At 55.3% G+C, this 12,803-nt stretch carries 7 protein-coding genes; all 7 read left to right on the forward strand.

Annotated features, from left to right (window positions below; all coding sequences use genetic code 11):
- Positions 1-446 precede the first annotated feature (446 nt).
- The 7 genes from Q31a_RS13590 (at position 447) to Q31a_RS13620 (ending at position 12,495) form a co-directional block, all read left to right on the forward strand.
- On the forward strand, positions 447-1,415 hold the full coding sequence (locus Q31a_RS13590) for a DUF2202 domain-containing protein (RefSeq protein ID WP_145078549.1): 969 nt from the start codon (positions 447-449) through the stop codon (positions 1,413-1,415).
- Positions 1,416-1,486: 71 nt separating this feature from the next.
- On the forward strand, positions 1,487-2,797 hold the full coding sequence (locus Q31a_RS13595; RefSeq protein WP_145078552.1) for a sensor histidine kinase: 1,311 nt from the start codon (positions 1,487-1,489) through the stop codon (positions 2,795-2,797).
- A complete protein-coding gene (locus Q31a_RS13600) occupies positions 2,757-4,211 on the forward strand; it encodes a sigma-54-dependent transcriptional regulator (RefSeq protein WP_145078555.1) in 1,455 nt (484 codons plus the stop codon). The genes Q31a_RS13595 and Q31a_RS13600 overlap by 41 nt, the downstream gene beginning before the upstream one ends.
- Before the next feature lie 922 nt (positions 4,212-5,133).
- Entirely contained in the window at positions 5,134-5,688 is a 555-nt protein-coding gene (locus Q31a_RS13605; RefSeq protein WP_145078558.1) for a hypothetical protein, read from the forward strand.
- A gap of 193 nt (positions 5,689-5,881) precedes the next feature.
- The gene (locus Q31a_RS13610; RefSeq protein ID WP_145078562.1) at positions 5,882-6,337 is read left to right on the forward strand and encodes a DsrE family protein; all 456 of its coding nucleotides are present in this window, start codon (positions 5,882-5,884) and stop codon (positions 6,335-6,337) included.
- A 1,155-nt stretch (positions 6,338-7,492) separates the two neighbouring features.
- Positions 7,493-7,894: a BlaI/MecI/CopY family transcriptional regulator gene (locus tag Q31a_RS13615; protein WP_145078565.1), complete on the forward strand. Its 402-nt coding sequence runs from the start codon at positions 7,493-7,495 to the stop codon at positions 7,892-7,894.
- Positions 7,891-12,495 carry a M56 family metallopeptidase gene (locus tag Q31a_RS13620; protein WP_145078568.1) on the forward strand — a complete coding sequence of 1,535 codons (4,605 nt, stop codon included), beginning with the start codon at positions 7,891-7,893 and terminating at the stop codon, positions 12,493-12,495. Before Q31a_RS13615 ends, Q31a_RS13620 begins: the two co-directional genes overlap by 4 nt.
- Positions 12,496-12,803 lie beyond the last annotated feature (308 nt).

Here is a 12,803-nt window from a genome sequence, read left to right on the forward strand (position 1 = left end):
ATGCGGGTGGCGGGAGATTATTTCCCTCTTTTGCAACTGCCGTACCGACTGCAGTTTTCCCTGCAGAAGAAGTTATCGCGTCCCTGGGATGCGTTTCGCAAATTAGTGCGTTTTCCAAGTAGATCACGAAGGCTAACGATTCTTGAAAACGCAAACATTTCGGCTTCCCTGTAGGTGTGGACCGGTGGTCTGGCTCAAAGTGCGCAAAATTTGCAGCGCCAGGATTGGCAATTCGCGCACGATTTGCAGGGCATTCCATTGAGCGATCATTTTCACCTGCGTCTTACGGCTCGTTGCGTTCAAATTTCTAGCCCATAATCGCTGGTATGCGGTCTAATTACCTCCTTTCCATAGAATTGCAGCCATACGTTACCGGTAGCGGTATCTCAATTGCTTTTGAGCAGTAGTGTTAAACGAATCACTCACTCGACTTAAAGGTGGATGCCATGAAACGCTTGCTGATTGGAATTGGATCGATCCTCGTGCTAACGTTTGTCGCCCCCATTACGATGGCACAACGAGGCGGCGCTGGATCTGGCCGCTCCGCTGGGAATGCTGTGCAGGTACAAACACGTGCGCGTATGGGCAATCAGGGGCGCAACCAGAACAGCGTGGGACTTCAAACTCAATCCAACACACGCTCTGGCAACCAAGGGCTCTCTCAAGCGCAGCGGGGCAATTCGAGTCGTCAATCCAATGGCAATCTGTCGGTGAACACCAGCGACACGGATTTGCTGCGCATGCGGGAGGAGGAAAAGTTGGCGCGCGACGTTTACATCCAGTTGGCGAAAACTTCCCAGCTGCCTATTTTCCAGAACATATCACGTGCCGAAAGCCAGCACATGCAGGCGCTTGAGCGTCTGAGTCCAGGAAGTAGAAGCAGTGGTCAAAACGATGCACCTGGAAGCTTCGTCTTTCCAGAGTACCAAAAACTTTATGACTCGCTCATTGCCAGCGGGGCACGTAGCCCATTGGATGCGTTGAAGGTAGGAGCTAAAATCGAGGAGATGGATATTGCAGATCTGAGACGAAGGCTGGCGGAAACGACCGATCCGCAGGTTCAGAAAGTGCTTGAACGGTTGATGAGAGGTTCGGAAAACCACTTGCGCGCTTTCGCATCGCAGATCGCCAACCAGGGGGCAAGCTACAATGCTGAATTCCTATCCCAAACCGACTTCGACCAAATTGCAAACTCATCGGGATCCGGACAAGGAAACGGTCAGCAGTCCACCCGTGGGAGAAACGGTAGTGGGGGAAACGGCAGCGGACGGGGGGCTCAGAATCGAGGAAGTGCACTTCAGCCAGGGTTGCAAAACCAAAACTTCCGCAGCCAAGGGATCAGCGGTCAAGGGCTCAGCGCGCAGAAGCAAGGCGGTGTAATCCGGGGTGGCCGCGGCAGTGGACGAGCTCGATGAGCTCAAGGAGGCATAGCAGGAATTGGACAGCCCAGTGGATCTTCAGCCAATAATCGCGAGCAGAATAGTCGATGCAGAAACCGAGCCCGCAAGGTGTGCCGCAGCCCAGGATCGTCGGACTCGCTTTTCTTGGTGTCTTGTGGTTGATGTTCGCTACGTGGCAGCGATCTGAGCACATTCACCAGTGTGAACTGATCCAAGATTCGCTAGCGTCGCAAGCGGAGACATTGTCGAGTGCTGTGACCAGCGGAGTCCAATCGCATCGCTGGTTCGGTCCGTTTGTCCAACAACAATTGCCAACCACCCTGGAAGTGCTCGCTAGATCTAACAACGTCCTGGCGATTGCGGTCATTGTCAACGATGGCTCTGGCGAAGTCTTTTTCGCTGGAGATCGTGAGCGTGTCGATCTGGTACTTCCCGTGGGGGAACATGCACGTGGCGATACGCTGCAGGTCGTCAGCAGCTTTAGCATGCGGAACAATCCTCCCCTACACGGAGACGTGGCTGACTTTGTTGGCGTCCCCGCATCGGTGGATTTTCATTGCGTGGTCGTACTGGACCGCACCGGAATGAAGGCTCAAATCTATCGCGAGGCCAGGAATCGCCTCCTAATCTTTGCATTGGGCACCCTACTTTTAATCGCCGCCGGAGCCGCATGGCAGTTTACCGTGCGACTAACGCAGGCCGAGGGAGCCACGCGAGTTCTGCAGGCAGAAACACGACACTTGCGCGAGCTGGGGCAAGCGGCAGCCGGGTTGGCGCACGAAACTCGAAATCCGCTGGGGTTGATCCGTGGCTGGACTCAAAGGCTTGTAAAATCGGGGCTGCCGACCGACGTGCAGCAGGAACAGGCCGAAGCAGTGCTGGAGGAGTGCGACCGGGTAACCGCGCGGATCAATCAGTTCCTGGCCTTTGCACGCCAAGCGGAAGCGAACTTGGAATCGGTAGCTGTTGACAAGCTTGTTGCTGACTTGCAATCGCTGTTGCAATCAGACCTGCTTACCAACAATCTTGAGCTGGAAACGCTGCGGCTCGATCAGCCACCAGCAATTTGGGCAGATCGCGACCAGTTACGGCAAGTACTCTTCAATCTGCTCCAGAACGCCATTGCATTCGCCCCCCAGGGCAGCACAATTACAATCTCCCTCAACCACTCCAAACGTGGTTCGTTCCGCTTGGAAGTCGCCGACCAGGGGCCGGGCGCTACCGAGGAGATTGTGGATTCGCTGTTTGAACCCTATGTCACGCGTCGACCGGGCGGTACCGGCCTAGGTCTATCCATCGTCCGCCGCATTGCGATTGCACACGGATGGGACGTGGACTACGAGCCTGGCCAGGGAATTGGCAGCGTCTTTTGGATTGACGGAATCCGCAGCGCGTGAAGCACTCCGTCGGCAAGCACTCGATCTCGATGACAACCATGAACACGATACGTCTGAAATTCGCATGACCAGTAACGCCTCACTGAAACGTGATTCTAAGTCACCCGTTCTGATGGTGGTCGACGACGAGCCATCTCAACGGAAGCTGATTGGTGGGTTCTTTGAAGGTTTTGGATTCACGATTCTCGAAGCGGAGTCGGCTGAGACGATGCTCGAAACGCTCGCTCAACAGCCGCCCGATATGATCCTGCTGGACGTGCGTTTGCCCGCAATGAGTGGCATCGAGGCACTGCCGAAAATCCGGGAACTGCTGCCCACGATTCCCGTTGTTCTAATCACCGCCTATGCGGATCTTCGGCAGGCGGTTGCCGCCGTCAAAAATGGTGCAGACGACTATCTTTCGAAGCCAATCGACCTCGAAGAATTGAAAGTGGCGGTGTACGACGCTCTGGCTATCCCGTCATCAGACGATGCGCCACACACAATCGCGTTACCCAACCTGCCAGCGGACTTCATCTTCGAAAGCCGAGCGATGCGTCAGTTGCTCGAAACGGTCGCGGTCGTGGCTCCTTCCGAGGCGCCGATTCTCATCCAAGGTCCAAGTGGTTCCGGCAAGGAGGGGATCGCGCAATTGATTCACGCGTGGAGTTCACGTGCATCGCATCCAATCATCACAGCCAATTGTGCTGGCCTCTCATCGACATTGATCGAGAGTGAGCTCTTCGGTCACGTGAAGGGCGCGTTCACGGGAGCTTCGGAAGATCGAAAAGGCCTGTTTCGGACGGCGCATGGCGGAAGCCTATTTCTAGACGAGGTTGGCGAAATGCCACTGGAGATGCAGCCAAAGTTGTTGCGCGCGTTGGAGGCAAGCGAAGTGACACCCGTTGGCGGTGATCGCACTGTCGCTATCGATACACGCTTTATCGCAGCCACCAATCGCAATTTAGTCGATGAAATACAGGAAGGACGTTTTCGAGAGGACCTTTTCTATCGGCTGAACGTTGTCGAATTGATTGTTCCTGCACTTGCGGATCGTCGCGAAGACATCATTCCGTTGGCAAGGTATTTCGCAAGCCAGTTTGCCAACCGGCAAGTCCGCATGTCACCGCAAGCATCCCGAGCGATGCTCACCCATTCCTGGACTGGAAACGTTCGCGAATTGCGAAATGCTATTCAGCGCGCGTGCTTATTGTGCCAGGGTGATGTAATTCTTCCGGAACACCTACCCAGCAACATTGCCAGCGGACCAACCTCTGATTTGCCCGATGTTGGTCGTCTCTCGCAAGTCGAACGGGCAACCATTGTCGCAACGCTCCGAGAATGCGACGGAAATCGAACTCAGGCGGCCAAACAACTCGGCATCAGCCGCCGAGCACTGATCTACAAGCTGCACGACATCGAAGGCGAGCACTAGCAACTGCCGCTCCCAGTCGTCAACAATTTCTAGACTTCGACGACCACTTGAATTCTGCAAGTCCACTTCTGCGGCACGCGTTTTGCACTTACAGCCAGTGACCCATGGGGGGAGTTTCGCTCCCTGAGCAAGGACTCCCGTGGCAGAGAAAAAGCGTGCGTTCCAGAACTCCACGCAGATCCGAGGCCCCGGAGGAGTGACGCTTCCGATTGGCCAGTAGCAGCCGGCTGGTGTCCAGCAATGGCGTTCACTGCACGGGAGATTCCACTCGAAAGCGTGGCTTCCATGACTGAACGGATCGTTGAAATAGTAACCCGCCGCGAGTCTGGTTGTTGAAATAGTAACCCGCTGTGTGAGCAAGGACAGGTGGTTGCCGCTACAGGGCGATTAGGGACGCAACCTCCGCGATGAAATTCAACTTGCTACTAGATAAGCAGCCCGTGAAGCAATTTGCGAGGACGCGGTGAATTGCATGACATCCGCCGGCACACACAAAATTACTGCCCAGCGTCGCTACTCACCTAGCGATCACGCATGGGAGATCGCAAGCGATGCTTGTAAGCTTGCGGAGGCGTCGTTCTCGATGGTTCAAAGATTTGCAAGCCTGCCGTATAAGCAACCTGTTTCATGAATCGGAGGGAGTCTTAGGAACGCATCCAGAAGAGCCAGCATCTGGCGATTGGCGCCAGATCGCAACTTGGCGAACCGGCTGGAAGCAGCGATGTGGTCTAAGCATTTGATACTGTCGCGCCATGTGTGCGGATCCTGCCCACAGCGAATGGCCAAGCGTGCCAAGACGGTACTGTTTTAGAGATACAACTCGCGTGCATTCGGCTACGCAGTTTATTTGGGATCGATTGCATTTGCGGTCGATTGAAGTGAAAAGTCCAAACACCGTCTACGCGGTAACGAGGAACAGAAAATGACCATCACACACACGAATCCCCCAACCGCACTCGGAGAACCGGACGCTCATGCCAACTTCCGACACATGCAGACAGCGATTCGCGGCTTACTCATCGTGGCAAGTGTTGCGACCATCGCACTTTTCCTGACCAACCGGCCCGCGACTCTCTTTGCTGCGATTCCAATTCCAGCCCTGATCATCATCTCAGCCATCGTGGGCTACTTTGAGCGGCGATCGCGAGCATCTGTGCTCCGTCATCCCGGCCAGAGCCACATCACCAAACAAGAACTCGAAGCTGATGTTCAATCTGCTGGCATCGTGACTGGACTGAAAGTCGGAGTGGCACTGGCCTTGGGAACGTTCATCGCCGCCGCATCCGTTTTTGATTTGGCGACTCTCGGGATTGGTGCCACCGTTTTACTGGTACTCGCCATCCTGATTGAGATTCCGTACTTGGCATTGTTCGTCACTGAAGCGGAACGAGAGGAGCTGGAAACGGTTCGCCCTCAAACGCACGCTGACCAATCGAGCGAGAAACCGAGTGGGAAGTCGACGGCAACCTCCGAGTAACGACCAATTGCGAACTCGATTCCGTCGCTTGCCTCGACCTGCCCTTGTCCTCCGCCTTCAGTTCAAAATTCCATTTGCACACCGGCGTGGTGCCTGCCCAGACCACTGGGAGATTGCAGTAGTGTCCACATCAAATTGTGTGCTTTCCTAGGACGTATTTTCTAGCCTCCCTATTTAAAGATCAGGATTTAACATGCGATTTTATGCCCCCCTTCTCGCGCTCGTACTTCTTTTGTCCTTTGCTCAGCCCAACGTACGTGCCGAAGATGCAACATCGACTGAAAAAACTCAGCAGGTTGTAGTCCATCTCTCGCACTTTACCGACGACTTACACCGTTGCTTTATGGCATTGAAAGTCGCGAGCCTGCTGCAAGAGCACGGCGCCGAGGTAACAATCTTTCTCGATCTTGAAGGCGTCCGCCTTGCGGAGCGTCGCCAACTGCTGGATCTGACATGGGGACAAGACTCGCCACCGCTTTCGGAACATTACGACAAGTTTATCGATGCTGGCGGCAAACTGGTACTGTGCCCGCATTGTGCGAAGTCCGCTCGTATCGGTTCTGGAGCACTCAAACGACACGCAGCAATCGCAACCATGCCCTCTCTCGCGAAACTGTTGTTGGATGCCGACAAGGTCATGGATTATTGAACGCGCTATTTCGCTTCACGATTCTCCTCGTCCACCAGGCAGCTTCCACTGCCGCTTGACCGGCTGTTGGCATTGTAACCCGCTGCGTGAGCAAGGCGAGGTGGCTGTCGCTACAGTGCAATTATTGACGCCGCCTCTGCGCCAGAATTCAAATTGCTACTCGGTCAACCGCCGCTTCAGGATGGATTTTGAGTCGCCGGCATTCGTGATTGGGGCGAAGCATCCAGGCGGACGTATTGACAGGAAGATGGAGGCAGGAAGATAGACTGCCCTTCTAATTTTCCTGCCAACATCTTCTTGCCAACAACACGCTCTGCTGCACCAGACTGGTCCTAGGCCGAGCTCAGCGGCGAGGAGCAGTACCTAGTAAGTTCACCACTGAGAAGCATCGTATCCGCTTGCCAAAGTTCTTCCTCATTCACCAGTCAGCTTCCACGGCGCTTGACGGGCTTTGGTCATTGTAACCCGCTGCGTGAGCAAGGCGAGGTAAGTTGTCGCTACAGTGCAATTTATTGACGCCGCCTCTGCGTCAGAATTCAAATTGCTACTTGGTTAACCGCCGCTTCAGCTTGGATTTTGAGTTGCCGGCATCCGTGATTGCTACGAAGCATCCAGGCGGACGTATTGACAGGAAGATGGAGGCAGGAAGATAGATTGCCCTTTTTAATTTTCCTGCCAACATCTTCCTGCCAACAACACGCTCGGCTGCACCAGACTGGTCCCAGGCTGAGCACAACGGCGAGGAGCAAGACCAAACGAGCGCACCACTGCAAAGCATTTCGGCCGCTCGTCCAAGACCTTTCTCATCCATCGAGCAGATACATCTGCCGCTTGACGGGCGGCGCGATCTTGATGGTTGAGAGCTGTGGTGAGAGCTGTGGTGAGAGCTGTGGTGAGAGCTGTATTGCGTCTGGAGCGGGCGGGCTGCGGGGGCTTACCAAGGCGTGCAGGACATTGGCTCTGGCGGTTCGGTGAGCGCAACGGACGTGTTGCTCGACCCAATCACGTCACAGGGAGAGGTCAGACAAGGCTGCAGCGCTGCAAGGCTTTTCGCCACCTTGAACCTATTTCTAGGTTTCTAAAAATGCTTATTGACCGGCCCTTCTTCAGTGGATAGACTTCTAGTGGACTAGAAATGCATAGGAGTAGCCAAAAATGCCCAGAGCCATGTCAGAGCATCCGACGGAGTTAGAATTGCAAATTTTAAAGGTGTTGTGGGGGCAATCGCCGCTAACGGTCCGGGAAGTGCGAGATGCATTGGATGCCAGTGGGCGAAACCTGGCGCACACAACGGTGATCACCATGCTGAGCACAATGGTGGAGAAGGGGCAGTTGGAAAAACTTGCTCCGGTGCAAGGCAAGGCGTTTCGATTTGCCCCGCTAATTCAGCGCGCAGATGTCTCGAAGGGAATGTTGGGGGACTTTGTCGACCGTGTGTTTGATGGGTCGGCCGAGGCGGTGATGCTGAGCCTGTTTGACGTGGCGGACTTGGATGCCGAGGAGTTGGTCAGCCTTCGCAAGTTGCTGAACAAAAGATTGCGGGAGGCCAAGTCATGATGCCTTCGATTGATTGGCAGTCGCTGTCGCTTCAACTCGTCACCACATTCGCGCACTTTTTGTGGCAAGGTTCCTTGATTGGCATTCTGCTGGCGGTTCTGCTGCGTGTGGTGGCGGCGCGGTCTGCCAGTACTCGCTACATCTTCGCCAGCGCTGCCTTTGCCAGCTTGCCTCTCTGTGTGGTGGTAACTTTGGCGATCGTCCATGCTGAGAACGGTTCCCTATTCTTGCCAAGCAGTTCGGCAGGAAGGGCGTTGCCAGCGTTTGCGCAATCTACGATGGATGCGCCGCTGACTGCTCCCGAAATGGGCGCTGTTGCCAGCACACGGAGTCCTGCAGTTCATTTGCCGACGGAGGAAGCTGAAGCAGTTGCGTTGCCAAGCGTGGGAGCTGCGAATCGGGCGCCTTCATGGTTGGCATCAACGCCGCCCTATGTGCTGGTTGTGTATGTATTGGGGGTAGCGGTCAGCCTACTTCGGCTCGCCGCCTCGATTTGGGCTAGTGGGCGACTGCGGCGTGCGGTCCAGACGATCAAGGATTCGCCGATCACTCGCATCATCCCCGAACAGGCAAAGCGAATGGGATTACGGACAATTCCACTGTTTGGGTTGTGCGATCAGATTGCAGTGCCGATTGTGGTGGGCATCTTGAAGCCAACGATCCTGCTACCGCCGGCCATCCTGTGTGGACTCGACCCGCAGCAACTCGCCGCGATCCTAAGCCACGAAATGGCCCACATTCGTCGATACGATCTGTTGGTCAATCTAGTGCAACGCATTGTTGAGGCGTTCTTGTTTTTTCACCCCGTGACGTGGTGGATCAGTCGCAGGCTGAGTATCGAACGTGAGGATTGTTGTGACGATTTGGCAGTCGCAGGGTGCGGACGATTGGAGTTTGCTGAGGCGCTGTTAAGTATGGCGGAGATCAGCGCAAGACAGCAAGGAATGGCGATTGGCATGCAGTTGGAGGCGTTGGCCGCAGACGGTGGCAACCAATCGCAACTCACTCGCCGCATCCGTCGTTTGCTGAGCGAAGTGGATGCACCACGGGTTGTTCTTAGTCGTCTGTCGCTGGTGATAGGGCTGGTTGCTGCACTGCTGTTGTCGGTCTCGGTACTGGCGTATGCTCAAAACAAGGTAAGCAACCGCGATGCGTCCAGCGAACGGAAAGAACGCATGCCAGTGGAAGACCAAACGGAGTTCGCTAGCCCACCAGCCCGCTACACGCACCTTGTGTACGATCAAAGTGTGGCCGATCCATTGCAGGGACTGAAAACAGCCCGCGTGATGCAACCGTTGCCTTTACGTGGCAGAGGGGTAGAACCGGCGGTGCCGTTTGCCGAGCAGTCGTTGGTGGCTGAGAGTTCAATCATGTTGCGATCACGCGGTATCGATAGTCGAATCGACTTGTCTCAATCGGAAGCGGCTGCAGATCGCCAGCTATCGCCACAGTACGAACTGCGCGGTCAGCGATACTATCCGTCACTGTGGTATGGCGATGAGCAACTGGCGGAAGTGATTCACTTCCGCAACGTGGGCGTGTCCCCCGACGGACTAAGCATCGCTTGGTACACACGCTCAGATTCACGAGATAGGTCGAACCTCGGCAATACTTCACAACATCCGACGACGCTGTGGTTTCATTCACCTGATGCCGGAACGGTGAAGCTGGCTGAGGGGAACTTTGGACGGGACGACCCGTCGGACACGTTCGATAGTCCGATTCTACGCCCAAGATTTCATTGGTTGGCTAATGCCGGTCTCGCCGCGAATGCAAAACCAGCTGAGAGGGGCGCTGAGCAACAGACCGCCGACCCGGAGTATTCTAACTTGCCGATCGCCTGGGGAGAGTCGAAGAACGGAATGCGTGTTGGAGCGATGTTTACCGACGAAGCTCATGGCACGTTGAAGAGGTTTCGTCATGGTGATTTAGCTCAATTGCAGCTGTTTGTGCAGAACGTCGGTCCCGTGGCGATAAAATGTCAGGTCCTCCTGCCGCACCCACTGGATGGCTGGGGACTTGAGCTGGAAAACATCGAGGGGGATTCGATCCCATTGAACCGGATTTTCAATTCTGCGTACTCTCCTTTGAGACTTTTTGAGGCAGAACTTGCCGCCAAGGAAATACAGCCGATCACGGGCAGGTTGCCCAAATTTCGCGAGGGAAACGAAGACGACGGCTACGTTCCAGAACTCGAGCACGTAGAATTTCAGATTGAAGCCAAGCCGCCCGAGCAGGGGCAACATGTGCAGCCATTTGTATACGGCCTCGAGAATGGAACTTACACCGCCAGCTCTTTCCTAACGCTTCGTCGCGCGGACTCGCCGACCGCTGACATTTCTGTTTCGACTGGCAGGATCGCATTTCAAGTTGGCGAACAGGTCGGGGATGCTGAGGACGTCGGGCCTGTCGAAGAGCCTAAAATAGGCCAGGCCGACGAAACGCCGGGCCCGGTCGCGGCGGTTCCGCCACCGCCCAAGTTGCCAGTTGACTCTACAAACATGGGCGTCAGCCCAGCGGCAGCGAAGGTGAAACGCGCAAAGGTCGAAGACGGCAATGAAGTGCAAAATCCATCTCACTATGAAGGCCGGGTGCTTGGACCAGATGGCCAGCCGATGCAGGGGGCCGAAGTGTTTGTTATCTCCGACTGGAATGAAACCACTAGGCTCGGTCCGGTCCGCGATGTGACCAATGCCGAAGGGCAGTTCTCTTTCGATGCACCGGATATGACTTGGCAATCAATGGGCAAGACGATGCGTCGAGGAGGCTTGATCGTCGCGAAGAAGCAGGGCTTTGTGCCGGAGTGGATGGAGACTTGGGGCCACGCTCGAGGCGTCTTCAGCACTGGCTTGTGGGGGCAAACGCAGAGTCAAACGCTGGAATTGCAACTCACTCAGGACGATGTACCGATCCGTGGCCAGCTGCTGGACGTGGACGGGAATCCTGTGGCCGGTGCTCGCGTGCGCCTGACTCGGATGATGATCCCTCGCAATCGTGATCTAACAGCGTTTCTGGAGCATTGGTCGAAAGCAAATCTCACGGCCATCTTCATGACCGGCATTTCTTACAAGCGTGAGATCAACAAACACTTCGAGCTGATGGATCTCAGGTCCGAGTGGATTTCCGATGCCAACGGACGAATCGAAATATCAGGTATTGGTCGCGATCGGATCGCGAGATTTGAAGTCACAGCGCCGAGTATCGTTACCACGCGTATCGATGTAATGGCTCGCGATACCGAGAACGTCGGTATCTTATTGGATGGATTGGATGGCAAGGGCCAGCCGACGCAAACGATCTACGGAGCCAACTTTTCAATCAAGCTCAAATCAGGTCTGACCGTCACTGGCGTCGTCCGCGATCGCGCCACCCAGCGGCCGGTGGCTGGGATGTGGGTTACAACGGGCGGTTATAGTCCCTTGACCGCGCCTCAGCAGACTAAAGGTGCCGTCGTCACGGGCTCAGACGGACGATTCACGCTCAGCGGTCTCAATCCCAAACTGCTGGAGTACGAACAGGAAAGCACGCGTAGGATCAGTGCTATCCCGCAACCCGGCGTCCAATTCTTGAGAGCGGGGACTGTGTTTGAGAAGGACAAAGACACGGTGATCGAAACGGTGCAAGGCATTGGCTATCGACTGAAGGTGGTCGACGAAGACGGCCTCCCGATACAGGCAACGGTAGAGTATCGCCGCGTTCAGCCCAATTCGGTCGGACTGGAATTGATCCGCTCGGTCGGCGGAGGCGCCGAGGGACATCTGAATCACGCAGTGCTCCGAGAAGATGGCACCTACGAAGGGTTCGTCTTGCCCGGTCCTGGAGCGGTCCTCGTATCGGTGCCAGGTAGCGCGTATCGTCCGGCGAGTATTGACCCCAAGAATTTCTTCGCGCCTGGAAAGAGTTGGGACGATGACTCCACATACACCTATGGGACCCCCAGCCTCTTGTCAGTTGGAGGCAGTTGGCTCGATCCACGTAAGTACGAAGCGATAGTTTTAGTCAATCCCGCTAGAGATTCCAAGTCACTGACTTTGACGGCCACCTTGTTGCGAGACCGACCACGCATGATTTCATTGGTGGATACCGAAGGGACCCCCGTTGCCGGTGCAGTGGCCCTGCTACATGAACGAAGAGGTACTTCGATTGTCAAGCAAACGATTCGCGGTCCGGCCTTTCCATTGTCCGGATTGAATGTTGACAGAGATCAGTGGATCACGTTTATGCATCAAGCTCGAAAGCTGGCAACTGTCGTCGCGATTCGTGGCGATGAGGATGCAGGTGTGAGCGTCAAGCTGCAGCCGTGGGGCACGGTGAAAGGTCGATTCGTCGACGCGAGGGGAGCCCCTGTTGGCATCAACGGCGAGGCCAAGTTTAGCACTATCGTCAAAGATGCCTCCCATGCTGGCAAGCAGTACTTTCCGCATACGGTCGGCGAAGACGGGACGTTCCAGATCGAAGGCTTTGCTGCTGGGCAGAGCTACAGCAGCAGCGGAACGTATCGAAAGCGAAAAAACTACATTCGCGAGGGAATGTTCCAGAACCTAGTGTTAAGCCCAGGGGAAATCCGCGATTTGGGCGATATAGAAGTGCAAACTCCCTAGGCCCGCCTGCGAGCGATCAAGCATTACTTCCGCTACGTTTTCTATCGGAAAATCCATTCAGAGAACGGATGTTTTGCCCGATGTTCGGAACAATAGTCCCCAAGTCGTCGGCTGCTCTTGGGGATTGTGATCCAGTGACAGTGATCCAGCGGCTGTGGGCACACGCGCGTCACTGATCGCAAAGCCGCCAAACCCAGCTAATGCAAAAGCTTGCGCCGAGTTTGCGCGGCAGTATTGGCCCGAGAGCGTCTATCGCGCCGTTGTACTTCGACGTATGCCGTTTGCAAATCTGTGATTGTCAGGGAGTC

The organism is Aureliella helgolandensis (genome assembly GCF_007752135.1).
Taxonomy (GTDB): Bacteria; Planctomycetota; Planctomycetia; order Pirellulales; family Pirellulaceae; genus Aureliella; species Aureliella helgolandensis.